At 66.4% G+C, this 25,474-nt stretch carries 21 protein-coding genes and 1 pseudogene; 10 read left to right on the forward strand and 12 right to left on the reverse strand.

Annotated features, from left to right (window positions below):
* Nucleotides 1–535: 535 nt before the first annotated feature.
* Together ACFPPA_RS09180 and gstA are read right to left on the reverse strand one after the other, a co-directional pair.
* Nucleotides 536–1,012 (reverse strand): hypothetical protein, encoded by a 477-nt coding sequence (locus ACFPPA_RS09180; protein WP_377319473.1) that lies wholly within the window; start codon nucleotides 1,010–1,012, stop codon nucleotides 536–538.
* 1,060 nt (nucleotides 1,013–2,072) lie between these two features.
* Entirely contained in the window at nucleotides 2,073–2,690 is a 618-nt protein-coding gene (gene gstA / locus ACFPPA_RS09185; protein WP_377319474.1) for a glutathione transferase GstA, read from the reverse strand.
* 177 nt (nucleotides 2,691–2,867) lie between these two features.
* Between gstA and ACFPPA_RS09190 the strand changes: the two genes are divergently transcribed.
* On the forward strand, nucleotides 2,868–3,260 hold the full coding sequence (locus ACFPPA_RS09190; protein WP_377319475.1) for a winged helix-turn-helix transcriptional regulator: 393 nt from the start codon (nucleotides 2,868–2,870) through the stop codon (nucleotides 3,258–3,260).
* Nucleotides 3,257–3,568, forward strand: coding sequence for a hypothetical protein (locus ACFPPA_RS09195; RefSeq protein ID WP_377319476.1), 312 nt, complete (start codon nucleotides 3,257–3,259; stop codon nucleotides 3,566–3,568). Before ACFPPA_RS09190 ends, ACFPPA_RS09195 begins: the two co-directional genes overlap by 4 nt.
* Before the next feature lie 283 nt (nucleotides 3,569–3,851).
* On the opposite strand, the gene ACFPPA_RS09200 is transcribed toward ACFPPA_RS09195, so the two are convergent.
* The 3 genes from ACFPPA_RS09200 to ACFPPA_RS09210 form a co-directional block, all read right to left on the reverse strand.
* Nucleotides 3,852–5,021: a hypothetical protein gene (locus ACFPPA_RS09200; protein ID WP_377319477.1), complete on the reverse strand. Its 1,170-nt coding sequence runs from the start codon at nucleotides 5,019–5,021 to the stop codon at nucleotides 3,852–3,854.
* A 295-nt stretch (nucleotides 5,022–5,316) separates the two neighbouring features.
* Nucleotides 5,317–5,922: a hypothetical protein gene (locus ACFPPA_RS09205; RefSeq protein ID WP_377319478.1), complete on the reverse strand. Its 606-nt coding sequence runs from the start codon at nucleotides 5,920–5,922 to the stop codon at nucleotides 5,317–5,319.
* Between the two features lie 192 nt (nucleotides 5,923–6,114).
* Nucleotides 6,115–7,263 (reverse strand): hypothetical protein, encoded by a 1,149-nt coding sequence (locus ACFPPA_RS09210; RefSeq protein WP_377319479.1) that lies wholly within the window; start codon nucleotides 7,261–7,263, stop codon nucleotides 6,115–6,117.
* A gap of 237 nt (nucleotides 7,264–7,500) precedes the next feature.
* On the opposite strand from ACFPPA_RS09210, the gene ACFPPA_RS09215 reads away from it, so the two are divergent.
* Genes ACFPPA_RS09215 through ACFPPA_RS09225 form a run of 3 tightly spaced genes read left to right on the forward strand, consistent with a single transcriptional unit; the run spans nucleotide 7,501 to nucleotide 12,331 of the window.
* Nucleotides 7,501–9,090, forward strand: a complete 1,590-nt coding sequence (locus ACFPPA_RS09215) for an FAD-binding oxidoreductase (protein WP_377319480.1) — start codon at nucleotides 7,501–7,503, stop codon at nucleotides 9,088–9,090.
* Nucleotides 9,087–10,685, forward strand: coding sequence for a glycerol-3-phosphate dehydrogenase/oxidase (locus ACFPPA_RS09220; RefSeq protein WP_377319481.1), 1,599 nt, complete (start codon nucleotides 9,087–9,089; stop codon nucleotides 10,683–10,685). The genes ACFPPA_RS09215 and ACFPPA_RS09220 overlap by 4 nt, the downstream gene beginning before the upstream one ends.
* Nucleotides 10,686–10,732: 47 nt before the next feature.
* Entirely contained in the window at nucleotides 10,733–12,331 is a 1,599-nt protein-coding gene (locus tag ACFPPA_RS09225) for an FGGY-family carbohydrate kinase (RefSeq protein ID WP_377319482.1), read from the forward strand.
* Nucleotides 12,332–12,457: 126 nt separating this feature from the next.
* On the opposite strand, the pseudogene ACFPPA_RS09230 reads toward ACFPPA_RS09225, so the two are convergent.
* Nucleotides 12,458–12,811 (reverse strand): annotated as a pseudogene (locus tag ACFPPA_RS09230) (DUF1428 domain-containing protein); the annotation flags it as partial.
* 313 nt (nucleotides 12,812–13,124) lie between these two features.
* On the opposite strand from ACFPPA_RS09230, the gene ACFPPA_RS09235 reads away from it, so the two are divergent.
* Nucleotides 13,125–14,708, forward strand: a complete 1,584-nt coding sequence (locus ACFPPA_RS09235) for an MFS transporter (RefSeq protein ID WP_377319483.1) — start codon at nucleotides 13,125–13,127, stop codon at nucleotides 14,706–14,708.
* 13 nt (nucleotides 14,709–14,721) lie between these two features.
* Here ACFPPA_RS09235 and ACFPPA_RS09240 read toward each other — a convergent pair whose 3' ends face one another.
* The 3 genes from ACFPPA_RS09240 to ACFPPA_RS09250 form a co-directional block, all read right to left on the reverse strand.
* Complete coding sequence (locus ACFPPA_RS09240; RefSeq protein WP_377319484.1) at nucleotides 14,722–15,723, reverse strand: GlxA family transcriptional regulator; 1,002 nt, start codon at nucleotides 15,721–15,723, stop codon at nucleotides 14,722–14,724.
* Complete coding sequence (locus ACFPPA_RS09245; protein ID WP_377319485.1) at nucleotides 15,671–16,219, reverse strand: cysteine hydrolase family protein; 549 nt, start codon at nucleotides 16,217–16,219, stop codon at nucleotides 15,671–15,673. The genes ACFPPA_RS09240 and ACFPPA_RS09245 overlap by 53 nt, the downstream gene beginning before the upstream one ends.
* A gap of 222 nt (nucleotides 16,220–16,441) precedes the next feature.
* Nucleotides 16,442–16,975 carry a hypothetical protein gene (locus ACFPPA_RS09250; protein WP_377319486.1) on the reverse strand — a complete coding sequence of 178 codons (534 nt, stop codon included), beginning with the start codon at nucleotides 16,973–16,975 and terminating at the stop codon, nucleotides 16,442–16,444.
* A 109-nt stretch (nucleotides 16,976–17,084) separates the two neighbouring features.
* Here ACFPPA_RS09250 and ACFPPA_RS09255 point away from each other — a divergent pair, with 109 nt between their 5' ends.
* Together ACFPPA_RS09255 and ACFPPA_RS09260 are read left to right on the forward strand one after the other, a co-directional pair.
* Nucleotides 17,085–18,023, forward strand: coding sequence for a LysR family transcriptional regulator (locus ACFPPA_RS09255; protein ID WP_377319487.1), 939 nt, complete (start codon nucleotides 17,085–17,087; stop codon nucleotides 18,021–18,023).
* Nucleotides 18,024–18,308: 285 nt separating this feature from the next.
* Complete coding sequence (locus tag ACFPPA_RS09260; protein ID WP_377320649.1) at nucleotides 18,309–19,712, forward strand: MFS transporter; 1,404 nt, start codon at nucleotides 18,309–18,311, stop codon at nucleotides 19,710–19,712.
* Between the two features lie 106 nt (nucleotides 19,713–19,818).
* Here ACFPPA_RS09260 and ACFPPA_RS09265 read toward each other — a convergent pair whose 3' ends face one another.
* Nucleotides 19,819–20,598 carry a hypothetical protein gene (locus ACFPPA_RS09265; RefSeq protein ID WP_377319488.1) on the reverse strand — a complete coding sequence of 260 codons (780 nt, stop codon included), beginning with the start codon at nucleotides 20,596–20,598 and terminating at the stop codon, nucleotides 19,819–19,821.
* A gap of 171 nt (nucleotides 20,599–20,769) precedes the next feature.
* Here ACFPPA_RS09265 and ACFPPA_RS09270 point away from each other — a divergent pair, with 171 nt between their 5' ends.
* Entirely contained in the window at nucleotides 20,770–21,762 is a 993-nt protein-coding gene (locus ACFPPA_RS09270) for a patatin-like phospholipase family protein (RefSeq protein WP_377319489.1), read from the forward strand.
* A gap of 25 nt (nucleotides 21,763–21,787) precedes the next feature.
* On the opposite strand, the gene ACFPPA_RS09275 is transcribed toward ACFPPA_RS09270, so the two are convergent.
* Together ACFPPA_RS09275 and ACFPPA_RS09280 are read right to left on the reverse strand one after the other, a co-directional pair.
* Nucleotides 21,788–22,138, reverse strand: coding sequence for a carboxymuconolactone decarboxylase family protein (locus ACFPPA_RS09275; protein ID WP_377319490.1), 351 nt, complete (start codon nucleotides 22,136–22,138; stop codon nucleotides 21,788–21,790).
* 197 nt (nucleotides 22,139–22,335) lie between these two features.
* The gene (locus tag ACFPPA_RS09280) at nucleotides 22,336–23,220 is read right to left on the reverse strand and encodes a hypothetical protein (protein WP_377319491.1); all 885 of its coding nucleotides are present in this window, start codon (nucleotides 23,218–23,220) and stop codon (nucleotides 22,336–22,338) included.
* Nucleotides 23,221–23,792: 572 nt separating this feature from the next.
* Here ACFPPA_RS09280 and ACFPPA_RS09285 point away from each other — a divergent pair.
* Nucleotides 23,793–25,382, forward strand: a complete 1,590-nt coding sequence (locus ACFPPA_RS09285; protein ID WP_377319492.1) for an SDR family NAD(P)-dependent oxidoreductase — start codon at nucleotides 23,793–23,795, stop codon at nucleotides 25,380–25,382.
* Nucleotides 25,383–25,474: the final 92 nt, after the last annotated feature.

Below are 25,474 nucleotides of genomic sequence, written 5' to 3' on the forward strand. Positions count from 1 at the left end.
GCTCAAACGGACAGCGGTTGCCTTGAATTCCTGGCTGTAGCGGTAGGTCGTTCGTGGACCTGGTTTCGGCATCTTGTGGACTCCTGAAGTGGTAGTTCAGGGTGTCCACTAAAGCGTAGGAAGTCTCCCGTCCGCCTCGAACGAGATGTTAGCGGACGACCTCAACACTTTGAATAATTGCGTCGTCGGCAATTGGTTGAAGACAAATATTCATGGTGATTCCATTTCTTGTCAGTGCTCCACAAGTTACAGAAGCGGGAATCTGGGTTGCCATCTCCGGCCACTCGTTGAAGCAGACATTGCGAGGCGAGCACTCTGCGACTACTACTGGCCGCCAGCCAGCGGCAAGCAAGTGGTGACGCGCCACCGTGTAAGACTCTCCAGCCTTTGGCGAGGGATTACCCTGAGCATGAACGTTCGGACCGCCGCAGGTCGACGCGAGCAAGCTAGCTAGAAACAGGGATCTGCTGGACATTTTCATGACCGCTAACGCTTGAGTTGAGCGGCGGCGCAGCCGTCCGCCTCGAACGATCTGTTAGCGCGCTGGCCGTGCAGGAAGCTTAGGGCCGGCCGCTTTGAGATCTTGTAACCCCGACTGTAGATCGCTTTGGCGAATAAGTAACGCGCGAACGCCGTAGCCGTCACCGAAATCCTTCAAGTAACGCACCAAATTGATGGCGTTCGAGTCGTTAGTGCCAGACAAAGCGATATGCGCAGCACCTTTGCTGATGGGTGAAACTGAAAAAGACAGGTCGTTGATGTTGATCTTTGTAAGTACAACTTTGTAGACAACCAGGTCGTCCTTTGAGTCGAGGATGCGGACAACCAAGCGCCCTTGCCCCTCACTATTGAGCTCCAGGCGCAGCACCGAACCCCACGCGTCCGGGCCAACCCAGGTACCGGCTAATTGAGCTTTTGTCCGCGGCATTGGCGGCTTGATAGCTTGCGCGCCCATGCTCACAAGCAGCAACGCGAGTCCCATCAACGGCGCAAGTAAGCGTCTAGATTTCACGACTCCCCCTGCAAGCGCTAACTGCCTAATATACGGACCCGTGGGTCCGGTGATACATCCCTGATCATGCGCGGATGTCCGGGCATAACGTCTTGATCCGTTTAGAGCTTGTCCGTGCTGGGTCCGGCTAACCATCGGATGTATAGCCGGATCCGGCGCGCCGGCTTGATTGCTGCCTGTGAAGTGCCACAAAAAATGCGCCTTCGGTCGCCCCCTGCCCGCCGAGATTGCCCGCGCATCATCGAGCGTGCAAGGGCTGTTATCGGCCACTCGCCTGTCAAAGCCGCCGGCTCGCCACGGCTATTGGGCGGCACCCGCTTCGTGGGCAGCCCTTTCCGGAAACGGTGTTCGATCGGGTCGGAACCCGCAGCGCACCCTGCCCGCTGGGGTTGAAGCAGGTGCACCCAGCCGACGGAGGCCGTGGGGGAACGTCCATCCGGCATCGATGTTGCCCTGTCTCGGGGGTGCGCCGGGCGCTGATCCGTGCCCCGAGCTGCCATGCCCGGCCAAATATCCTGGCGTGTCGGGAAATTTTCCCGGCGGACGGACGGGAGAGCTCGGGGTGCGGAGAAAATAGCCGCGATGGTCGAGAAAATTTCCCGGCGCGTCGAGCGGAGGGACTCGGCGGGTGAGGAAAATTGCCTCGACGGCCGAGAAAATTGCTCGGCGGGCCGGGAAAAAAGCTCGGCGAGTGAGGCTCACCTGCTCGGCGGGTCGAGCAAAAAGCTCGGGTGGCCGAGCCATTTGCTCGGGGCGCCGAGTGAATCGCTCGGGAGGCCGGGAAGAAAGCTCGGGCGGCCGAGCGAAACGGGTGGCGGGTCGGGTTCGTTGAACGGCGGGTCGGGCGGCGAGCTCGGGTGTTGCGGTTCGCTGGGCCGCGCGCCGGGTTCCGGCGGCGGGGCGCGCACAAAGAAGCCCGGTGCATGAGGCTGTTCGTCTCATGCACCGGGCCGTGGGGTCGGCCGGTCGGGTGTGGCGTGCGGTCGTCAGGCGGTGACGGGGTGGCCTCGGGGCAACCCCGGACTTCGCCCGCTGATGTTTACGACCCCCGATCTCGCTTTCATGCGGCCTTGCTGGTCAAGCCTTCGGCCTCCAGCGCCGTGCGTACGGCCGGGCGTTCCGCCACGCGCTTCTGGAAGGCCAGCAACGCCGGGAAGCCGGCCAGGTCCAGATCGACGTGCCTCGCCCAGTTGGTGACGGTGAACAGGTAGGCGTCCGCTACGGTGAAGTGATCACCCACCAGCCACGGCTGCTTCGACAGCACGTCCTCGATCAACCGGTAGCGGCGGAGCAGGTAGTCCTTGCGCTCGGCGCGGGTCTGTTCCGGCGTATCGGGCTTGAACAGCGGGCTGTAGGTCTTGTGCAGTTCCGAGTTGATGTAGCCCAGCATTTCCTGCAGACGGTAACGCGCCAGCGTGCCGTTGGCGGGCGCCAGGCCGCTCTCGGGCCTGAGGTCGGCCAGGTACTGCACGATCGCCGGGCCTTCGGTCAGCAGCTCGCCGTTGTCGAGCGCCAGCGCAGGCACGTAGCCCTTCGGGTTGATCTGCCAGAAATCCGTGCCTGTCTCGGTGTGCTTGGCCTTGCCGTCGACCTTTTCCAGCGGCAGCTCGATGCCCGCTTCCAGCGCCACGATATGTGGCGACAGCGAACAGGCGCCCGGCGAGTAAAAGAGTTTCATGCATTTTCTCCGATGGGAAACGTGGGAAGCACCGCCGCGCGCCGCAGGGCATGCGCCCGGGCCGTCGCGGCGATGACGCATGCTAGCCATCATGGTTACCGATGGATACCACCTAACCACCGGTTAGCGGAAGAATGTAGTATCCGATCGGTTACCGAATTCCCCGATGGACGTCCGATGGGTCTGCCCGTACGCAAAAGCAAAGTCGCCGCCCCACCCGCCTGCCCGCTGACCGAGAGCCTGGCCTTGCTGCGCGGTGCATGGGCGCCGAACGTGATCTGGTTCCTCAGTGGCGAGCCGCGCCGCTTCGGCGAATTGCGCCACGACATCCCGCGCATTTCCGCCCGCGTGCTCAGCGCGCGCTTGCGCGAGCTGGAATCGCGCGGACTGGTGACGCGACGGGTGCTGAAGACTTCGCCGCCATCGGCCGAGTACGCGCTCACGCCCCTCGGTCACGAACTCCTGCCCGCCATCCAGGCGCTGGCCAGCGTGGGCCAGAAGCTGATCGCGGGATGGGAGACCGGTGCGCTGAAACGGGCGCCGGCCGCGGCACACGCCCGGGGAAAATGATCGGACCGCCGCGCGACTTGTTCGGGATCGCGCTCCAAAGAAAAGGTGCCGATCTGGTCGTACGCTGCAAAATTCGCCTGCGCCTCGTCCACGCTGAGGCTTGGCGGCGCTACTTGCGGGTTCTGCTGCAGCAGCTTCAGCGTCTGCCGGCAGAACACCTCGGACTTGTCGCCCATCTTGATCAGCGCCCGGCGCTGCGCCGGCTGCAGCGCGATCAGCCTTCTCATGTTCTGCTACGGCGTCACCAGCGCACCCTCGATGGCAGTCAGCTGATCGGCCGTCAAGGCCAGCGAAGTCAGGTGCTGTGACGTCACGATCTCCGTATCAATTGATGAGGCCGCCTGCGTCCCGCCCAAGCTCCGTTGCGCGTCCAAGCGACCGGTAACGCCCGCTACATTCGGCTGACAACCGGACGCTGGGGGCGCCGAAACGATGCCAGAGCCGGCAGTGCGTGGCTGTTGGTGCGAGGGAGGGTGTGGCGCGGAGGTTGGCTGACAGGGGTGGAGCCGGGCCGGCGGCAACGGAAGAAGCATTGGCCCAGAACAGATAAGTAAGAACGTTGTCGATCAGAGATGCGCTATGGCAACATTTTCACAACTTGCTGGCGCTTGGCTTAGGGTTTCCATCGATATGGAATATTTTTATTGCAGTGCCATTAATGGACTTATTAACCTGGTTTAGCGAATTTATAGAAGACTTGGTGTAACCAATATCAATAACAAGATATATTGCTCTCTTTGACCCCTCTGATTTCATATATTGCGGCAACTGCCTCGTTACCCCTTTTTTTAATCCAGAAGTATTCGTTGATTTTTTAATTTCCACCAGGACACTATTTTCCTGATTGCTTCCGAACTTGAAATCTACCGGCCCCCTGCCTGAGTTGGATTCTCGAGCAATCATTACTTTGTTTGCGTGACAATAAGCATCGGCAACGCCAAAAAAAACTAACTGCATTGCCGATTCATTCTTATGAGACCCATCTGAATTATAAAATAGATCGCACAATCCATTATCCTCTACCAAGCTCTTAAATTTCTCACATATAGTCAACACCATTACCTCCACTTCATCCACTGAATTCGGATCAAATGGCTGCAATGAAAGTGGAAACTCTTTTGTAACCGCTTGCGTGGCAGGGAACCACAGATATTCACCAGCCCTGTCTTCGACGAAATTGTAGGGGCTGGCGACCTTCTCGCTATAAACTTTTACCAGATCATCAATCAAATCAGGGTTTTCCAATAGGATATTCTTGAATCTCTCCTTACTGAACGACTTGATGGCTTCTCGCCAAGAAGACCCAATAAGCGAATTTAGCCTCATTCGAAGATCTTCATTGTCCGCAGCAATTATATCTTTCCTACTCCATTCAAAAGCGACAGGCAGGTCCCTCAGAAGCGATCTCGGGACTAACAATATTGGTGCACCCGTATACGGATTCAACGGCATACCGTTTTGCACATCGATTTTTACGGGCCGAGCACCCTCCACCAAGAGCTCGCCATAAACTCTTTTTGTAAATTTTGCGAGATCAACCCGAATTACATTTGCAGTCATATCACTAATTCTATCAGGCCCAAAATCGGCCTCAAAAAGACCAACTAACTCAAATAGTTCTGGGTCATTCCTTCCCTTTCTTATTATTTGCTGAGCGGTAAAAAGTAGGCGATTTCGAAGGCCAGGACCTATTCCACTACCGGAAGTCCCCTTGCTTGAGTAGCCAATACAAAGTCCTTTTACCTCTGGCCACTTCATCATCGAATCAGCTTTACGCCAAAATACGTCACCCTGGTCATCTGAGGCCGCAAGCAGCTTCGCTATGGAAACAAAATGTTTCTGTAATTTTTGTAACTACTTTGAAACTCATCAATATCGCTATGCTTTAATAAGTGCGGATCAATAAATAGCCGCGTGTCCATATCAAGAACAGGATCAAGCGCATCTCTATCGGAGAGAAGAGAAGAATCGATTTGAAGCAGCATCGACAGCGACTGAGGCATACCACTACTCCGTGATTAAACTCTATTGATCCGTCTTCAACGTAGGAATAAATTCACTTACCCACACCCTGCTGCGCCCGAAACTCCCTCCTAACCTCCGGCTCCAGCACATCCATCCGCCGCTTCGGCTGAAACAGCGCCCGCTCCCCTGCCCCGAGCTGGCAATTTCGCGACAAGGTATCCGCGCCTTCCGAGGTCGTCGCCATCACATCCTGCAGATTGACCACCACACCGAGCGTGTCGCCCAGCGGTTGCAAAGCGAGGCAGATACGGTCGATGGTGGCCATGCGGCGGTACTGGCCGCCACCGACCAACACCAGCAGGTTGGCGTTGTCGAGCCACACGCTGGATTGCACACCGGGCAGCGGACGCACGGCGGCGCGGGCGGCTTCGTGGTCGATGCGGCGGGAAGGGTCGGCCAAATGCATCGAGCGCATCAGGTCGGTGTGCATGGCTTCGACGTGGCGGCGCATCGCGGGCTGATCGCCGGTGAGTCCGGCGACCTCGGCACCGGCGAGATGGCCGGCGGTGATCAGCGGATTCGTCAGGCCGGCCTGCTCGGGTCGGTCTTGTTTCTGAATTTGTGCGTCCCTGCCCTGCCCATCGCTACACGCTGTAGCGGCGACACAGGCAGCGGCGGCGATCAGCCAGCGCAGCATGGTCATCCATTCCCCCGAACGTTCGACCGAGCATACTCCCGCGAATCGACACTCACACCCGCGCAAGTTCGTTGATGGCAGACGCGGCCGATCGGCGATCGGACGAACCGGTGCTGCTCAGGACCTCATGAGCTCCGCTTGCATGCCGGTTATTGCGGACAGCGACAACGGGTTACTCGCCGCGCAAGCGCTTCAAGGCTGGGCGACGCCCGATGCCGATGCCGTGGCCCCTTTCCCCCGCGGCGGCCACGGCGCCGCGCGCCAGCAGGCGTAGAAATACGTCTTCAGCTGATCGAACACGGGGTGCAGCGGCATGCTGAAGCCGTCGCGGAACGCGCTGTTGCGGCCGCCGACCCAGGCGCCGAAGGACCAGCTGGAGACCAGGTCCACCAGGTCGGCGGGTGGGTAGGAGCGGCGGATCATCAGGGCGTTGTCGGCCACGTCCGCGCCGTCGCGCGGCTGATTCAGCACCTGCTTGCCGTTGAGCTGGAACCAGGAGCGGGTGCCGCGGGCCACGATCTGGCGGGCGCGGCGCGGGCCGACTTCGTCGTAGGCGGTCACGGTGGTCTGGCCGGGCTGGCACTGGATAGTGAGCCGGTGGGTGCCCTTGCGCACGACCTGGCGCAACTCCAGCGTCGGTGCCGGCGTGGACAGGTCGACGGTGGCGGTGACCGGCAGCCGGCCGTTGTTGGCCACGCCGGCCGCGAGCATCGGGTCGGCGCTCAGCCAGGCCGTGCCGCCGCGCGAGGTGGCCGCCTGCGCCAGCGCGCCGGGGGCGATGCCCATCTCCTTCAGGTACGCGCTCAGCTGGGGCGGCTCCTTCGCCGCGCCGGTCGGCAGCGCGGCAAGCCCGATGCGATCGCCGCCGCTGGGCGTCCAGCGATACAGGCCGCCCAGGTAGGCGTAGACGCAGGCATCCATGCACACGGCCGGCTGCGCCGACTGGCGCGCGTGCCGGGGCTTGCGCGGCGTGCCCAGGTGCGTGGCCATGCCGCCGGCGCGGAAGATCCGCCCCAGCGCCATGGCGGCCGCGGGGTCACCGCCGGGCACGTTGAAGTAGATGTCCGAGCCGGCGGGGATGCGGCCGGAGTGCATCAGCGCCTCGAAGCGCCGCGGCGCGCCGGCATCGATCTCGCCGTGCAGATACACCTGCGGGTAGCGGGTCACCGCCAGGGTCAGGCGGTCGCGGAACACGTCGATGGCGAGCCGCCCCGACGCGTGATGCGCGGCGTGGCCCAGCGCCGAGGCGCTGACGCCGAGGCCCAGCAACATGCACCACAGCGCATGCCGCGACGTGGCCCGGGGACGGATCGAACGTGGATCGGTGTGGCAAGACGGCACGCGTACTCCCGGCGGTCAAAGAAGGCAGTCTGTCGCTTGCCGGATGTCCCACGAGTGAACGCGCACCGCCCGGACATGGCGGCATCCCGCGCCCGATGTCGGCCGGGCCAGATGCGGCAGCCACGTCACCGTACCCGAGATCGCGCGGAAACCGGCGCCGCTGTCCCCTGCGCCGCCATTGCCTCTATCCTGCAGCGACCGTGGTTGGCGCACGGAACCGCACACGAGGACGACGGCATGCGGCGTTGGAATGGCTGGGGCGAGGAGTCCACTTCGGTGGCGCTGCCGGAACAGGGGGCCGCGTTTCTGGCGGCGCGGATCGGTGCCGGCCGGCCGCTGCCCGATGCCAGCCTGGACAGCGTGCTGGCGCGGGTACCGGCGTCGCGGCTGCCGCCGCATCCGCTGTGGGCGACCGCCGCCGACGACCGGCTGCGGCACGCCCGCGGGCAGAGCCTGCCGGATTGGCTGGCGATGCGTTCGGGCGACTTCGGCGTGTTTCCCGATGCGGTGGCCTATCCGGAAACCGCCACGCAGATCCGTGAACTGCTGGCCCTCGCGTCGGCGCAGGACCTGAGCCTGATCGTCTACGGCGGTGGCACCTCGGTCGCCGGGCACATCACGCCGCAGGCCGGCGACCGGCCGGTGCTGACGGTGTCGCTGGCGCGCATGAACCGGTTGCTCGAACTGGATCAGTCCAGCCAGATCGCCACCTTCGGCCCCGGCGCGAATGGCCCGCAGGTGGAAAGCGAGCTGCGCGCGCACGGCTTCACGCTCGGCCATTTTCCGCAGTCGTGGGAACTGTCCACGCTGGGCGGCTGGGTCGCCAGCCGCTCCAGCGGCCAGCAATCGCTGCGCTACGGCCGCATCGAGCAACTGTTCGCCGGCGGCACGCTGGAGACGTTCGCCGGGCCGCTGCAGATCCCGACGTTTCCCGCGTCATCGGCCGGGCCGGACCTGCGCGAGATGGTGCTCGGCTCGGAGGGGCGCTTCGGCATCCTCTCCGAGGTGAAGGTGCGGGTGAGCCGGCTGCCCGCGCAGGAGCATTTTCACGCGGTGTTCCTGCCGTCGTGGCCGCAGGCGCTGGACGCCGTGCGCGAGCTGGCGCAGGCGCGGGTGCCGCTGTCGATGTTGCGCCTGTCCAGCGCGATCGAGACCGAGACCCAGCTCGCCCTGGCCGGCCACCCCCGACAGATCGCCTGGCTGGAGAAATACCTGGGCTGGCGCGGCGCCGCGCAGGGCAAGTGCATGCTGACGTTCGGCGTGACCGGAAATCCCCGGCAGAACGCGGCCTCGCTGCAGCAGGCGAAGAAGCTGCTGCGGCAGGCCGGCGGCGTGTTCACCGGCACCCTGCTGGGCAGGAAGTGGGCGCAGAGCCGCTTCCGCTTTCCCTACCTGCGCGAGACCCTGTGGCAAGCCGGTTACGCGGTGGACACGCTGGAGACCGCGACCGACTGGAGCAACGTCGACCACCTGCTCCACCGCATCGAGGCGAGCCTGCGCGGCGGCCCGGGCGGCGAGCCGATCCACGTGTTCACCCACCTGTCGCATGCCTACGGCGAAGGGTCGAGCCTCTATACCACCTATGTGTTTCGCGCGGCCGGCAGTTACGCCGACACGCTGGCGCGCTGGCACACCCTGAAGCAGGCGGCGAGCCGCACCATCGTCGAGCATGGCGGCACGATCAGTCACCAGCACGGCGTCGGCCGCGACCATGCACCGTATCTGCCGGTGGAGAAAGGCGCGCTGGGAATCGCCGCCCTGCAGGCACTGGCCAGCCATTTCGACCCCGAGCGCCGGCTGAATCCCGGCGTGCTGCTGCAACCATGACGACGATGGCCTGGCATGCCCGCTGGCGCGAACAGGCCCTGCCCGGCCTGGCGGCGACCGAGTGGGATCTGATCGTGGTGGGCGGCGGCATCAGCGGGGCGGGCATCCTGCGCGAGGCGGCACGGCGGGGCTGGAAATGCCTGCTGATCGAGCAACACGACTTTGCCTGGGGCACCTCCAGCCGCTCCTCGAAGATGGTGCACGGCGGGCTGCGCTACATCGCCAAGGGCCAGTTCCGGCTGACCCGTGAATCGGTGCACGAACGCCAGCGCTTGCTCGGCGAGGCGCCCGGACTGGTCGATCCGCTGGGTTACATCTTTCCGCACTATCGCGGCGCCTTTCCCGGGCGCCGGGTGATGGGCGCCCTGCTGACGCTGTACGACTGGCTGGCCGGCAGGCGCAACCACCGATACGTGGCGCGGCCGCAGCTGGACTATCTGGCGCCGGGCCTGAAAGAGCAGGACCTGCTCGGCGGCTCGCTGTTCGGCGATGCGATCACCGACGACGCGCGGCTGGTGCTGCGCGTGCTGGGCGAGGCGCGGGCCGACGGCGGCGAAGCGCTGAACGGGCTGCGCGTGGTCGAGTTGTGTCGCGAGGGCGATCGCGTGGTCGGGCTGCTGGCCGAGGACAGCGAGGGCGGCGAGCGCCTGCGCTTCAGCGGCCGGGTCGTCGCCCTTGCCACCGGCGCGTGGTCCGACCGGCTGCGCCAGGTCAGCGGCCCCGAGCACATCCGGCCGCTGCGCGGCAGTCACCTGTTGTTGCCGGGCTGGCGGCTGCCGCTGGCGCACGCCTTCAGCTTCCTGCACGCCGAAGACGGCCGGCCGATTTTCGTCTTTCCGTGGGAAGGCGCCACGGTGATCGGCACGACCGACCTGGATCATCGCCAGGATCTCGACCAGGAGCCGCGCATCAGCGCGGCCGAAGTCGACTACCTGCTCGCCGCCTGCGCCCAGCAGTTTCCGGCGGCGCGGATCGTGGCGGCCGACGTGCTGTCGTGCTGGGCCGGGGTGCGCCCGGTGGTCAGCCACGGCGACGCCAGCACCCGCCCGTCGGACGAAACCCGCGAACATGCGCTGTGGATCGAACCGGGCTGCGTCACCCTGGCCGGCGGCAAGCTGACCACCTTCCGGCTGCTGGCGCTGGACGTGCTGCGCGCCTGCGCGCCGATGCTGGGCAAGGCGTTCGTCGACGATCACGGCGCCACGTTCGCGCCGATGCCGCCGATGCCGCTGCCGGCGCCGCTGACGCCGCACCAGCAGCAACGGCTGCGCGGACGTTACGGGCGCGAGTTGCCGGCACTGGCCGCGCTGCTGACGCAAATCGGCTGTGACAAGGTGGGCGCCAGCGAAACGCTGTGGGCCGAACTGGCGCTGGCCGCCGAACAGGAACTGGTGTTGCACCTGGACGACCTGCTGTTGCGACGGACCCGGCTGGGCCTGCTGCTGGCCCACGGCGCCGCGGCCGAGCTGCCGCGCATCCGGCAGCTGTGCCAGCCGCGACTGGGCTGGAGCGATGCGCGCTGGCAGCACGAACAGGACCGCTATCTCGCGCTATGGCAGCGCAGCTACAGCCTGCCCGCCCCGGATGCCGCATGAACCGGTAGCGCCAGCCACGACAACACTTCCGGAAAAGGAATGGACACGTGAGCGAACCGAGTTACCTGCTGGCCATCGACAACGGCACCCAGAGCGTGCGCGCCCTGCTGTTCGACCTCCACGGCAACCTGCTGGGCAAGGGCAAGGTGGACCTGCAGGCCTATGTGTCGCCGCAGCCGGGCTGGGCCGAACAGGACCCCGAGTATTACTGGCAGAACCTGGCCGAAGCCTGCCACCGGCTGTGGGCGCAGGTGTCGATCGACAAGCGCCTGATCAAGGGCGTGGCGCTGACCACCCAGCGCGGCAGCGTGATCAACGTCGACGCCGAGGGTCGGCCGCTGCGCCCGGCCATCCTCTGGCTGGATCAACGGCTGGCCGAGGTCAGGGGCCGGATCAGGGGACCGTGGGGCTGGCTGTTCACGCTGGCCGGCGCCACCGCGACGGTGGATTATTTCCGGGCCCAGGCCGAGGTCAACTGGATCGCCCAGCACCAGCCGGAGATCTGGGGCCGCACGCACAAGCTGTTGTTGCTGTCGGGCTTCCTGACCCATCGGCTGACCGGCCGGTTCGTCGATTCGGTCGCCTGCTGCGTGGCCTACCTGCCGTTCGACTACAAGCGCCTGCGCTGGGCCGCGCCGCGCGACTGGAAATGGCAGGTGATGCCGGTGCGCCGCGAGCAGTTGCCGGATCTGCGCAAGCCGGGCGAACTGCTCGGGCACATCAGCGCCGAAGCGAGCCGGATGACCGGCATACCCGAAGGCCTGCCGTTGATCGCCGCGGGCGCCGACAAGGCCTGCGAGGTGCTCGGCGCCGGCGTCGTGGAGCCCGGCACGGCGTGCCTGTCCTACGGCACCACCGCGACCATCAACACCACCGGCCGCCGCTACCGGGAGACCGTGCCCCTGCTGCCGCCCTACCCCGCGGCTGTCCCCGACCACTACAACAGCGAGGTGATGATCTACCGCGGCTTCTGGATGGTCAGCTGGTTCAAGCAGGAGTTCGGCCTCAGCGAAATGCAGCGCGCGGTCGAGCTGGGCGTCGAGCCGGAAGCACTGTTCGACGAACTGGTCGACAGCGTGCCGGTCGGCTCGATGGGCCTGATGCTGCAGCCCTACTGGTCGCCGGGGATCCGCGAGCCGGGACTGGAAGCGAAGGGCGCGATCATCGGCTTTGGCGACGTGCACACACGCGCCCACATCTACCGGGCGATCCTCGAAGGACTGGCATATGCCTTGCGCGAGGGCAAGGAGCGCATCGAGAAACGTTCGGGCATCCCGATCCGGCGCCTGCGCGTCTCCGGGGGCGGTTCGCAAAGCGCTGCCGCGATGCAGCTGACCGCGGATATCTTCGGCCTGCCGGCCGAGCGCCCGCACACCTTCGAGACGTCCGGCCTGGGCGCGGCCATCGACTGCGCGGTGGGGCTTGGGCTGCATGCGGATTTCCCCACCGCGATCGCTGCCATGACCCGCGTCGGCGACGTGTTCACGCCCCGCACCGAGGCGCAGCGCACTTACGAACGCCTCTATCGCGAGGTCTACCTGCGCATGTACCGGCAGTTGCGGCCGCTGTACCGAAGCATCCGCGAGATCACCGGTTATCCGGCGCACGGCGGGCGCGAACCTGCCGGCCGGGACGGAACCGGCTGACCCCGGCTATCTGCTCCGTCCTCGTCGCTTCGGGCGTCAGTGCCTGGCCGGCCGTTGCTTGCCGCCTTCGCTGGTGCGCGCGTGCGCCGCGGCACCCTTGAGCAAGTGGTGCTGGTGCTCGTCGGACGAGAGTTCGACCACCGGAGCGAAGCCGCCGAAGATCATCCGCTTGCCGTCGAACGGCATCGGGTGGGTTTCCATGTTCAGGCGCGGGTCTTTCATGGCCTTGGCCATGCCGGCGTCGCGGGTCTGCTTGTCGGGCCATTCGATCCACGAGAACACGACCGTCTCGTTGTCCTTGGCCTGCACCGCACGGCGGAAGTCGGTGAGCGTGCCGTTGGGCACGTCGTCGCCCCAGCATTCGAGCACGCGCAGCGCGCCGAACTCGATGAAGGCGGCATCGGTATCGCTCGCCTTGCTGATGAATTTCTTCTTGTTGGCCGTGGGCACGGCCAGCACGACACCATCGATATATGACATCTCGGCTCTCCCGTCATCACCCCTCACCCGGGGCTGGACAGCGCAGTGTGCGAGCGGTCCGGTTATCGCCGGATCATGGAGTGGTTAAGTCCTGATGGATGCATTCAGCCCCACGTTCGCGAGCCCGGCCGATGCAACGCCGACACCGGCACGCGGTGATCGACGTGGCCGGATCATCGACAGGGAACCTGCCCGCTTGCCCCGCTCGGCGACAGGCGGGTTACGATCCGGACCGGACCCGTCGGCCCGTTTCCCGGGACGGCGTTGCCGCCGGCGGACGCCACGCGTGGCCGACGCCCTTGAGGAGACGAGCGTGAGCCTTGTCGGCCAACCCCCGTGCGACCGCGGCGCCATCCTCGGCGGCGACGCCGCCACGCCCTGCCCGAAGGCATCGAAGCGCTGGACCCTGGTCGCGGCGATCATCGGTTCCAGCATGGCCTTCATCGACGGCACGGTAGTCAACGTGGCGCTGCCGGCGATCCAGCGCCAGATGAATGCGAGCAGCGCCGATGCGCAATGGGTGATGGAGTCCTATGCGCTGTTCCTGGCCGCGCTGTTGCTGATCGGTGGCGCGCTGGGCGACCGCTTCGGGCGCCGGCGGGTGTTCATGCTGGGCGTGGCGCTGTTCACGCTGGCCTCGGTCGGCTGTGCGCTCGCCTCCGACGTGGGGCTGCTCATCGGCGCCCGCGCGGTGCAGGGCATCGGTGCCGCGCTGCTGGTGCCGGGCAGCCTGGCGCTGATCAGCGCCGCTTATCCGCAGGCCGAGCGCGGCGCGGCGATCGGCACGTGGTCGGGTTTCAGCGGCATCACCGCCGCCATCGGTCCGGTCATCGGCGGGTTTCTGGTCGAACACTATTCGTGGCCGTGGGCGTTCCTGATCAACCTGCCGTTCGGCGTGGCGGTGCTGGTCATGTGCGCGCTGCGGGTGCCCGAAAGCGTGGGCTCGTCGCATGGCGACCCGGTCGACCTGCGCGGCGCCTGCTGGGTCACCGTGGGGCTGGCCGGGATCGTGTTCGCGTTGATCGAGGGGCCGGCGCGGGGATGGACGTCCGTACCGATCCTCGCCACCGCCGGCACCGGCGTGGTGGCGCTGGCCCTGTTCGTGCGCGTCGAGGCGCGCGGGCGAACGCCGATGCTGCCGCTGGCGTGGTTTCGCCAGCGCACGTTTGCCGGCACCAATCTGCTGACCCTGCTGCTGTACGCGGCGCTGGGCGGCAGCCTGTTCTTCCTGCCGCTGGACCTGATCCAGGTGCAGGGCTATGGCGCCACGGCGGCGGGCGCGGCGCTGCTGCCGTTCATCGCCATCATGTTCCTGCTGTCGCGCTGGGCCGGCGGACTGGTCGACGTGTTCGGTTCGCGCCTGCCGCTGGTGGTGGGTCCGGTGATCGCCGCCGCGGGCTTCGTGCTGTTCGCGCTGCCGTCGATCGGCGCCGACTACTGGACCAGCTTCTTTCCGGCCACCTGCATCCTGGGACTGGGCATGGCCGTCACCGTGGCGCCGCTCACCACCACGGTGATGAACGCGGTCGGCAGCGATCGCGCCGGCACCGCCTCGGGCATCAACAACGCGGTCGCCCGCACCGCCGGCCTGCTCGCGATCGCAGTGTTCGGCGTGCTGCTGACCAGCGCCTTCGACCAGCGCCTGGCCCACGAACTGGCCACCCTGCAACTGCCGCCCGGGCTCGGCGCCGGCGTGCTGGCACAACGCCAGAAGCTGGCCGGCATCGTGATTCCCGACGGCGCCGCGGCCGACGTGGCCGCCGCGCTCCGGCACGCGATCGGCGTGTCGTTCGTGGCCGGGTTTCGCTGGGTGATGGGGCTGTCGGCGGCGCTGGCGCTGGTCAGCGCCGTCAGCGCGTGGTGGCTGATCGAGGGGAAGCCGCGCTCGTCGTCGTGAGGCAACGGGGCATTCAGTGCCGCCGGCGCGCCGCGGCCGGGCTGTCGCTGGCGAAGCTCGACCACAGCCGGCGCAGCTGGCGTGCCGAGCCCAGCCCCGCGCGTTCGGCGGCGCGCTCCACGCTGTCGCCGCTGGCCAGCGCCTGGCGGGCGAGCGCCAGCCGCAGGCGGGCGTGATAGCGATTGACCGACATGCCGCTGGCTTCGCGGAAATGGCGGGTGAGGCTGCGCACGCTCATGTGCCCGATGTCGGCCAGGCGCGTCAGCGGCCAGTCCTGCTCGGGGGCCCGGGTCAGCGCATCCTGCACCTGATGGATGGCCGTGTTCATGTGGTTGCGCCCTTCCAGCCAAGGCGACAGTGCCGGATCGCCGGAAGCCCGCCGCACGTAGACGGCCATCTCGCGCGCCACCGCGGCGGCCAGCCGCGGCGAACCGAGTCGGGCGATCAGGTGCAGGGCCAGGTCGATGCCGGCCGTGATGCCGGCGCTGGTGCAGACGTTGCCGTCCTCGACGAACACGCGGCTGTCCAGCACCTCGGCGCCGGGCGCGAGACGACGCAGGTCGTCGAGCAGGCTGTGGTGGGTGGTGCAGCAGCGGCCGTCGAGCAAACCGGCCGCCGCCGCCAGCAACGCGCCCGAGCAGACACAGGCCAGTGGCCGGCCATGACCGCCATGCCGGTGCAGCCACGCGATGAGAGCTTTGCTGGCGGGCGAGGACACCACCTCGTCACCGCGGCCGGTGGCGCCGCATACGACGATCAGCGCGTGATCGCCCAACTGCTCCGGCAGCGGTTCGACCCCGGCGAGGCCCACGCCCAGCGCGGTCGAGGCGACCTCGCCGTCGGCCACCGGTGCCAGCATCCGCAGGCGCACCGGCAGCCCCATCGTGGCGGCGATGCGGAAAGCATCGGCCGCGCCGGCGAGATCCAGCAGGATCAGCGCCGGCGGCAGCACGAAGCACACCTCAGTGATCGGCGAGGACGTCATCGACGGTGCGGATGCGGGCAAAGCGGCCATCGAGTACCAGTTCCGTGCGTTGCTTGATGTCATCCACATCGTAGCGTCGTCCGCTGCCGGCGTGGACCATCGGAAAGGTCAGCGTCGCCTCGGTCACGTAGTCGACCGCGAAGCCGAGATCCGAGGCCACCCGGGTGGTGGTCTCGCAGCACTGCTCGGAGCGGATGCCGCTGACGATGACCCGGCCGATCCCGCGTTCGCGCAGCCACGCTTCCAGGCCGGTATCGGTAAAGGCATTGTGGACATGCTTGTGGAACACCACGTCGTGCGCGTCGGGCACCCAGTCCATCGGCTGCACCAGGCCGGACGCGGCATCGAAATGCGCATCGCCGTCCTCGTGCAGGATGCGCACGATCGGCCAGCCGCGCGCGGCGGCGGCGTCGAGCAGCTTCAGCAGGTTCTCGCGGAACGCGGGCACGTCGTCCTCGCGCCAGTACGGCGCATGCAGGAACGATTGCTGGACATCGATGACCAGCACGGCGGGCAAATCGGACATGGGGAACTCCATCGGCAAGGGAGTGGCCACTGTAGGCAGCCGGCCTTCCGCCCACGAGCCCCGTCGCGGACCGGTAGCGGACCGATCCGGCCAGGACGGTCGCCTCAGCGTCGCCGCGTCCCCGAGGAAAAGACTCCACCCAGCGGCGCCTGCGTCCTTCGATTCAAACTCCTGAAGGTCGGTGCGGGTCGGATGCCGTTGTCGAAGGCTGGGCCTGCGAGGTCAGCCACCCGGACCTTGGTGCAACGGCCAGATCGCCCTGCCCTGTTGCTCGCCCAGTGGACGCAGCAGCAGATGGAACGCGGCGACGTGCGTGATCATCAACAGGGGCACGTAGATGATCGGTATCGCGTAGACGGCGCCCAGTTGCCCTGCCAAGGCAGGAAGACCGGCACGGACAGCGTGGTAATAGTCGAGGATGAGGTCGACCGATCCGACGAGATTGAAGGCGACCACGAACGCCCGGAAGAGCGGACGTACCCTTGCCGCGAGAAGGGCCAGGAGAGCCAGCACGCCGGTGGCAAAGTCGCCGTAGGCGGCGAACCCCGCAAAGCTGGCGGGCAGATGTGGGCCAACGATGTCCGGCAGGATGAAGACGAGTCCGAAGAAGCGAAAGCTGTGCAGAGTGGCAATGATCCGCAGCGCTTCGAACCGGCCCATCGATTTGAGCCGGGGCCAGATGTACACGTTGAAGCACAGCAGCCAGGCGACGTAGCCCAGGACGAGATGCAGTTGAAAAATGGTTTGCGGCGACATGTAATCTCCTGTCAGATCCACGGTAACGACATCAGCGGGATTGCTGATCTGCAAACCCTGTTTATCACCGCTTTCTGCAAGCGACTATCCGCGACAAAGTGGCCGCCCCATGAAGAAAAACTTCACAGTCAGGCAGGGTGCACTGGACGGCGTGGAGGCATTCCTGAGCGTTGCCCGGCACCTGAGTTTTCGCAAAGCCTCTGCAGAACTCGGCGTGACCCCATCGGCGATCAGCCAGGTGATACGGGCACTTGAAGAGCGCGTCGGTACGGCGCTCTTCATGCGCACAACGCGCAGCGTCGGCCTGACCGAAGCTGGCGAGCGATTCCTTTCGCGCGCAAGACCCGCCTTCGAGGAACTCGTCGCCGCAGGCGAGGCGGCGCGCGATCTCGGGCGACGGCCTGCGGGACGCCTGCGCCTTTCCGTGCCTCCCGCCGTCGTGCCGATCCTGCTGGAACCACTGATCGCTTCGTTCTGCCGTACCTACCCCGAGATCGAGGTGGAGATCGCCGCAAACGAGAAGCTGGTCGACCTTGCGGCCGAAGGATTCGACGCCGGCATCCGCTTCGGCCAGTTCATCGCGGTCGACATGGTTGCCGTACGACTGACGCCGCCGTTTCGCTTTGTGGTCGTCGGCAGCCCCGCCTACTTCGCCGGTAACGCCCGGCCTGAACACCCGGACCATCTGAGTCAGCACGCATGCCTGAGATTGCGGCGATCCAGCGGCGCGCTCGCGCCATGGTCGCTCGACGACGACGGTCGCCCGATCGAAGTGGCCGTGTCAGGTCCATTCATCGCCAACGACTTTCCTACCATGCTTGGTGCGGCCGTCGAAGGTGTGGGTCTCGCCCAGGTACCCGAGCCGATCGCCGCCGAACTGGTGACTGCGGGGAAACTCGTGCAGGTGCTGGAGAGATTCGCGCCCGTGACGTCGGGCATGTTTCTCTACCATCCCGGCCACCGGCAGATGACATCGAAGCTGCGCGCCTTCATCGAACACGTGAAGCTGCGCGCTGACACCCTCGCAAAAGTCCCGCAGCCACGTTGAATGGCGATGAGCCGGACCCGAACGCGAAATCCGGGCCGCCGCGGGTTCATTGACCACCGGATTGAGCGCTCACCCCTGCGGACGCGTGACCTCCTGCCCTTGCCGTTGTCGCGGAGGAGGCGAATAATCCGCGCGCTGCGCTGCACAACCCCGCGTATCGCAGTCTGAGCTGTTCCCGTTTGCCGGCCCGCCGATGTCCTGCCGTGCCGGCGTGGAGCGCTCGTTCCAGGAAACCGCCTCGTGACCTTGTTGAGTGAGGAAACGACCGACGCCTCGGCGCTCCCCCTGCCGCTGCCGGTCTTTCCCGATTACCGCGTGACCTCGCTGATCGTGGCCTGCGCCATCTTCATGGAGCAGCTGGACGCGACCGTGCTGGCCACGGCGCTGCCCACGATGGCGCGCGACTTCCACGTCGGCGCGCCGTCGATGAGCATCGCGATGACGGTGTACCTGCTGGCCCTGGCGATCCTGATTCCGGCCAGTGGCGCGGTGGCCGAGCGCTTCGGCATCAAGCGGGTGTTCCAGGCCTCGATCGTCGTGTTCGTGCTCGGCTCGATCGCCTGCTCGTTCGCCGGCAGCCTGCCGATGATGGTGGCCGCGCGCCTGCTGCAGGGCGCCGGCGGCGCGATGATGGCGCCGATCGGGCGGCTGATCGTGCTGCGCACGGTGGAGCGCCGGCACCTGGTCTCGGCGATGTCGTGGACGCTGATCCCGGCCTTCCTCGGTCCGCTGATGGGGCCGCCGCTGGGCGGCTTCATCGTCACCTACCTGGACTGGCACTGGATCTTCTACATCAACCTGCCGATCGGCGTGCTCGGCTACTGGCTGGTGCGCCGTTTCATCCTGGAGATTCCCGCCGGCGCGACGCCGGTGCGGTTCGACCTGGGCGGCTTTGCGCTGTGCGGGGTCAGCCTGGGCAGCCTGCTGTTCGGCTTCGAGATGATCGGCCAGAGCGCCGACCTGGTCCAGGCGCTGGGCCTGATCGCACTGGGCAGCGCGGCCGGCCTGGGTTATCTGTGGCATGCGCGGCGGCGGCGCGACCCGCTGCTGGATCTGTCGCTGCTGAAGATCGACTCGTTCCGGCTGTCGGTGGTGGCCGGCTCGCTGATGCGGGTGACCCAGGGCGCGCAGCCGTTCCTGTTGCCGCTGATGTTCCAGATCGGTTTCGGCCTCTCGGCGGTGCGCAGCGGCGAGCTGATCCTGGCCACCACGCTGGGTGCGATCGTGATGCGCAGCGCCACCCCGGGCCTGCTGCGCCGGGTCGGGTTCCGCCGCGGCATGCTGGTCAACGGCGTGCTGTCCAGCCTCGGCTATGCGGTGTGCGCGCTGTTCCGGCCGGACTGGCCGTTCGCGCTGATGTTCGCCCTGCTGTTCTGCTGCGGCGCGTTCATGTCGTTCCAGTTCGCCGCCTACAACACGGTGGCCTACGAGGCCGTGCCGACCGAACGGATCAGCGCGGCCAGCAGCCTGTACACCACCCTGCAGCAGCTGATGCTCTCGGTCGGCATCTGCAGCGGTGCGCTGGTGCTCAAGCTCAGCATGGGCCTGGGCCGGCATGCCGAGCCGCACCAGCTGGATTTCTCCATCGCGTTCGTCGTGGTCAGCCTGATCTCGCTGAGCTCGACCCGCTGGCACCTGCGTTTTGCGCCGGATGCGGGGCACGAGCTGAGCGGGCACCGGCGCGACTGAACGGCCCCGCCCTGCTCGCCGCACGCGGGCGGCGGTCGATGGAGTGGACCGGCACGGGCAGAAAGGGCGGCCGTGACGGCCGGCCGCCCCGCTGCTGCGGCTGGCGTTACTTGCCCGCCGGGGTGTAGGTCAGGTCGGCGCTGCGGCTGTCGACGTGCGACCAGACCTCCTGGATCGCGCCGTTGACCGACTTGCGCATGGCGGCCGCCGAGTCCTTGCCGTACACGCCCTCGACCATCTTCCACAACGGCTGGTTGGGTTCCTTGCCGAAGTCCGCCCAGGTCTTGGAGTAGATCGACAGGATGAAGTCGGGTGCGCCGTGATCGGCATCCATCACCTGCACGAACGTGTAGTGGCTGGACCAGTTGGATTTCGCAGCGGCGGCGGCGATCTTCTTCGCTGCCGCCGTGAACGCCTCGGACGCCTCGTGCCCCTGCTTGAGCTTGAAGAACGTCACTTCCATCAGCGGACTGCCGGCGTCCATGTTGTCCTTGGCCATGTAGCTGAGTTCGGGTTTGATCTCCAGGAACGCGCTGGTTTCGCCTTTCAGGTGCGGATTCACATCGCTTTGCCACGCGGCCATGCACGGACTGCTCTGCACGTGCATCGCATCGAAGGCGGCCCAGTTCACGGGCTCGGATACATACGAGTACTGGTAGGTATCGCCGGTTTCATGCAGCCAGGTTGTCCATGCGTACTTGAATCCATGTTCTGCCAGACACTTGTTGAAGCTCTTGGCGCCGGCCTCGTAGGCCTGCTGATCCGGCGGCGCCACCGAGTCGGTGTAGACCCGCATGATGTTCGCCTTTTCCATTTCGGCGGCTTGCACACTTGCCACGCCGACCAGTGCCAACGCCGATACCACGCAAAGTGAAATACCTTTCATGAGAACCCCCCGCGAAGCTGCTGCCTCGCTCGATTAGGTTAGGTTACCCCTGCGATACCCCTCCGCCCCATTGCAGGGCGAAGGCACACAGTATGCGCGCAGAAATCGGCAAAGTGGCCTGCCCGGCCCCGTGCCGGCTTGACGCCAAGCGCGTCGGGCGCGGAAGATCGAATGATGCAAAGCACCATTTCCCATGCGGTCCCGATCAAGCTGGCCCTGCAGGGCGGCGGTGCGCATGGGGCGTTCACCTGGGGCGTGCTGGACCGCCTGCTGGAGTGGCCGGGACTGCAGATCGAGTCGATCAGTGCCACCAGCAGCGGAGCGATGAACGCGGCCGCCCTGGCCCAGGGCTGGCTGCATGGCGGCGCCGCCGGGGCGCGCGAATCGCTGGATGCGTTCTGGCTGGCGTTGGCACGGCAGAACGCAGCGACCGAGTGGTGGGTCGCTGCCGCGGGCACGCTCGATCCGGGACTGTGGTCGAAGGTGCCGGGCGCGCCGTTGTCGGCGAATCCGCTGCGGCCGCTGGTCGAGGCAGCATTCGACATCGATGCCCTGCGTGCGGGACCGATCGAGCTGCACGTGGCGGCGACGCGCGTACGCGATGGCGCGCTGACCCTGTTCGACAACGCCCATCTGAGCCATGACGCCCTGCTGGCGTCGGCCTGCCTGCCGCAATGGTTTGCCCCGGTGGACATCGACGGCGAGGCGTACTGGGACGGTGGCTTCGCCGGCAACCCCGTGCTGGAACCGCTGCTCGGTGGCGGCAGCGACGACCTGCTATGCGTGTTGCTGCAACCGTTCGACGGCTTCAGTGTGCCGCGCACGGCCCGCGACATCGCGGAGCTGTCGGCCCAGCTGTCGTTTTCCAGCGCGTTCAGGCGCGAACTGCGCGATCTCGCGCTGACCCGTCAGCGCATCGGCAAGCACCTGGCTCCGGGTGCGGCGGCCGGTCGGCTGCGCCGCCTGCGCATGCACATCATCACGCCGAAGGACGCCCTGACCATCCGCGACGGCTATTCCGCCGCGGATACGCGGCTGCGCCGGTTGCAGGCCCTGCGGGAACTGGGACGGGAGGCTGCCGAAAGCTGGTGCACACGTCACCACGACGATCCGGGCCGTCGCGAGAGCTTCGCTCTGTCGAGCTGGCTGGACGGCAGCTGCTGAGCGGCCCGCGCCGCCCTGCCGCGTATCAGCTTTCCGCGGTGAACTCTTCGTAGGCACGCACCGCGTCGGCTGCGTACATCAGCGAGGGCCCGCCGCCCATGTAGACCGCCACCGCCAGGGTCTCCATCACCTGCTCGCGACGGGCACCGAGCCGGACCAGCGCCTTGACGTGAAAGCCGATGCAGCCGTCGCAATGGGTGGCGACGCCGATCGCCAGCGCCATCAGCTCCTTGTCCAGGCCGGACAGCACACCCGGCGCCATCGCGGCCTTGGCCATGGCCGAGAAGCCGCCCATCGTGTCGGGCTCGGCGGCGCGGAAGGTGGCGATGGCCTGGTTCAGATCCTGGGTGATCTGCTTGTACGACTTGCTCGACATGGAGAACTCCGTGCGGGTGGTGGAGATGCCCCTGCAATCTATGCCCCTGCCGGCGCTATCGGCACGACTGCGACCGCATGTCGCGCCGACGCCGCGGGCCCCCGCGCGGATGCCGGATCGCCGATCGGTCGCCCGAGGGCGGGTACGGCCGCACGACGAACGTGACGGCGCGGTGGCTCAGGCCGACAGTGTCGGGTTCAACCCGCCGACGCGGTTTTCGGCGTGACGTAGGCCACGCTGGAGCTGATGCGGCCCCTGCTCCAGCCATCCATGAAGGTGCGCAGCTTGCCGCCCACCACGATGACCACCGGACGACCGGACAGACGCATCGCCTGGAAGGCCGATGGCGACATGGCCAGGCCGACCTGGTGCTCGGCCCGCATTCTTGCCGCCTTGGCCGCGAACCAGGCCTGCGGACCGGCCAGCACGCCCGACGCCGACTCCGCCTGGCGCGAGGTCTCGATGGTCTGGCGCAGATGCTCGAGATGGTTCTCGCTGAAGGCCTCGTTGAGGGCGGCGATGCTGAAAGGCGAAGCGACGTATTCGTCCAGCAGGACGCCCAGCATGGCGGCGACGCGCAAGGCGATCTGGCGATTCGCGTTCGACAGGTGCGGTGCGCTGGCGGGGGCCTGATAAGCACCCTCGATGGCCTCGATCAGCGCGCGGAACTCCGCCTGATTGAGCGGACGCTGATCCAGCGGGGTGTTGCGCCGGTCGATCAGCCAGAGCTGGTCGACCGCCGGCAAGGCATGCGAACGGTGGACCGCGCGGTCCCGTGCCTGCTCGACCGGCAGGCCGGCATCGACCATCTGCGCGGTCAGCGCTTCCTGGGTCAACGGCTGCGGCCGCACGTTGCCGTCGTCGTCGTACCAGCGGCGATATTCCAGCGTGGCCGGGTGGAACAGGTCCCGTGGCGGCTGCACCATCGCGCGCGCCTCGGCAGCGTAGTCCAGCGCGGGAGCCATCGCGCGCAGGCCGGCGGCCCGGGCCGCCAGCACGCGATCGAGCAGCACCTCGGCCGTGACCAGGTGCCGGTGATAGCTCGCCCGACCGTCGTGTTCGTCGACGACCGGGAAGTACACGAAACGGATGCGGGAGGGTTGTCCCGCGGATACGGACGGGCGACTGCGGGGGGCGGTGGAAAGCTTGCTCGTGCCATCGCACCCCTGGCCGGCGATCCGGCGCCCGATCGGCAGGGCACGGTGCGCGGTAGGCAGATCGCACAACATGGCATCGATGTCCGGAGTCAGGACAGTGACAGGCCGGGCCGGTAAGGCGTCCTGCACATTGGCGACTGATGCGGCTTGCACACTCACGAAAACGACCTTGATGGCTGTGGCAGGGTGGCGCCGAAATCTCCACTGGCGCCCCACCACCGGGGATACAGCTCAGGCCCTCCATACCGGACGGCTACGACACCACTTTTGCATTAGCCATGCCATCAAAGTGTGTCCCAGCTCTCATTAGCCGCATGCCGTGGTTGCGGTGAATGCCACGCCATGAGGCGAACCGCGGCGCCGCGGAAGACACCGGTACGGCGCGCTCGGCCCGCTTTCCCCGAAGTTCGCTCGAAAACAGGCAAAATACGCGGTCTGCAGCATGCGTTCGTCTGTTTTCAGCACGGACGAACCTGACTGCCCCCACTCGACTACGGATGAACCCCTTGACGATCACGACCGCCCCTACCTCCGGACAGGACGACGCGGATACCGCCCTGCTGGAGCGCCTGCGCGCCGCGGCGGAACTGCTGGAGTCCGTCGCAGCCGATCGGCAACTGCTGGATCAGCTGCCCGCGGACGACCGCCAGCGCCTGCACCAGGCGGTCGCGCAGCTCTACCATCCCGATCCCGGCGCGCGACGGATCAAGCTGAAGGCAGCCGAGAAGGCGCGGCATGCGGCGAAGATCCAGGCCGAGGACAGCGTGCTCAACCAGACCGGCATCCGCGCGCTGCGCCGGCGGCCGGTGTTCACCACGCCGAATGTGTTTGCACCCGAGGGCTTCCTGCCGCAGGACATCCCGGCCGATGCCGACGCGGCGCAGCCGCGCGAATCGATCGAGCCGAAGCATTGCTACGTATGCAAGCAGAAGTATTCGGCGATCCATTTCTTCTACGACCAGTTGTGCCCCGACTGCGCGGCCTTCAACTACGCCAAGCGCACCGAGCTGGTGGACCTGCGCGGGCGAGTGGCACTGCTGACCGGCGGCCGGGTGAAGATCGGCTACCAGGCCGGCCTGAAGCTGTTGCGCGCCGGCGCCGAACTGATCGTGACCACGCGCTTTCCGCGCGACTCGGCCGCCCGCTACGCCGAGGAGCCGGACTTCGCCCAGTGGGGCGACCGCCTGCAGATCTACGGACTCGACCTGCGCCACACGCCGAGCGTCGAAGCGTTCTGCCAGGAACTGGTGGCCACGCGGCCACGGCTCGATTTCATCATCAACAATGCCTGCCAGACCGTGCGCCGGCCGCCGGACTTCTACGCGCACATGATGGAAGGCGAGACGGCCGCCGTGCACGAGATGCCCGAGCACCTGCGCCGGCTGGTGGGGCATTACGAAGGGCTGCGCGGCTCGAACATCCTGCCCGACGCCGGAGCCTCGGCACTGGCCGTCGGCGGCGGCCGCACCGACCTGCCCGGGCTGACCCGCGCTGCCGAACTGTCGCAACTGCCGCTGCTGCCCGAGGAACTGCTGGCGCAGAGCCACCTGTTCCCCGAAGGCCGGCTGGACCAGGACCTGCAGCAGATCGACCTGCGCCAGCGCAATTCGTGGCGGCTGCTGATGGCCGAGGTGCCGTCGGTGGAATTGCTGGAGGTGCAGCTGGTCAACGCGATCGCGCCGTTCATCATCAACGCGCGATTGAAGCCGCTGATGTTGCGCACGCCCGGGCGCGACAAGCACATCGTCAACGTGTCGGCGATGGAAGGCCAGTTCTACCGCAGCTTCAAGACCACCCGGCACCCGCACACCAACATGGCGAAGGCCGCGCTGAACATGATGACGCGCACCGCCGCCACGGACTACCACAACGACGGCATCCACATGAACAGCGTCGACACCGGCTGGGTGACCGACGAGGATCCCGCCGAGCTGGCCGCGAGGAAGGTGCTCGAGGAACGCTTCCACCCGCCGCTGGACATCATCGACGGCGCCGCGCGGATCGTCGATCCGATCATCAGCGGGATCAACAGCGGCGAGCATGTGTGGGGGCAGTTCCTGAAGGACTACAAGCCCACCGACTGGTAAGCCCTGCCCGACCTGACGCGGCGAATGCCGGGATCGACCGCAGGCAGATCGTTTTCGATATGCCGACGTGGCCTGAACATCCGGCTGAATAG

It is taken from the genome of Rhodanobacter ginsengisoli (assembly GCF_042657065.1).
GTDB lineage: Bacteria > Pseudomonadota > Gammaproteobacteria > Xanthomonadales > Rhodanobacteraceae > Rhodanobacter > Rhodanobacter ginsengisoli.

What these genes read in the sequence shown, in the direction of transcription:
- ACFPPA_RS09220 (WP_377319481.1), top strand. Translation starts at nt 9,087, where the DNA reads ATGACGACGATGGCCTGGCATGCCCGCTGGCGCGAACAGGCCCTGCCC.
- ACFPPA_RS09275 (WP_377319490.1), bottom strand. Translation starts at nt 22,138, where the DNA reads ATGTCGAGCAAGTCGTACAAGCAGATCACCCAGGATCTGAACCAGGCC.
- ACFPPA_RS09255 (WP_377319487.1), top strand. Translation starts at nt 17,085, where the DNA reads ATGAAGAAAAACTTCACAGTCAGGCAGGGTGCACTGGACGGCGTGGAG.
- ACFPPA_RS09265 (WP_377319488.1), bottom strand. Translation starts at nt 20,598, where the DNA reads ATGAAAGGTATTTCACTTTGCGTGGTATCGGCGTTGGCACTGGTCGGC.
- ACFPPA_RS09270 (WP_377319489.1), top strand. Translation starts at nt 20,770, where the DNA reads ATGATGCAAAGCACCATTTCCCATGCGGTCCCGATCAAGCTGGCCCTG.
- ACFPPA_RS09215 (WP_377319480.1), top strand. Translation starts at nt 7,501, where the DNA reads ATGCGGCGTTGGAATGGCTGGGGCGAGGAGTCCACTTCGGTGGCGCTG.
- ACFPPA_RS09250 (WP_377319486.1), bottom strand. Translation starts at nt 16,975, where the DNA reads ATGTCGCCGCAAACCATTTTTCAACTGCATCTCGTCCTGGGCTACGTC.
- ACFPPA_RS09240 (WP_377319484.1), bottom strand. Translation starts at nt 15,723, where the DNA reads ATGGCCGCTTTGCCCGCATCCGCACCGTCGATGACGTCCTCGCCGATC.
- ACFPPA_RS09195 (WP_377319476.1), top strand. Translation starts at nt 3,257, where the DNA reads ATGATCGGACCGCCGCGCGACTTGTTCGGGATCGCGCTCCAAAGAAAA.
- ACFPPA_RS09190 (WP_377319475.1), top strand. Translation starts at nt 2,868, where the DNA reads ATGGGTCTGCCCGTACGCAAAAGCAAAGTCGCCGCCCCACCCGCCTGC.
- ACFPPA_RS09205 (WP_377319478.1), bottom strand. Translation starts at nt 5,922, where the DNA reads ATGCTGCGCTGGCTGATCGCCGCCGCTGCCTGTGTCGCCGCTACAGCG.
- ACFPPA_RS09200 (WP_377319477.1), bottom strand. Translation starts at nt 5,021, where the DNA reads ATGATGAAGTGGCCAGAGGTAAAAGGACTTTGTATTGGCTACTCAAGC.
- ACFPPA_RS09245 (WP_377319485.1), bottom strand. Translation starts at nt 16,219, where the DNA reads ATGTCCGATTTGCCCGCCGTGCTGGTCATCGATGTCCAGCAATCGTTC.
- gstA (WP_377319474.1), bottom strand. Translation starts at nt 2,690, where the DNA reads ATGAAACTCTTTTACTCGCCGGGCGCCTGTTCGCTGTCGCCACATATC.
- ACFPPA_RS09285 (WP_377319492.1), top strand. Translation starts at nt 23,793, where the DNA reads ATGAACCCCTTGACGATCACGACCGCCCCTACCTCCGGACAGGACGAC.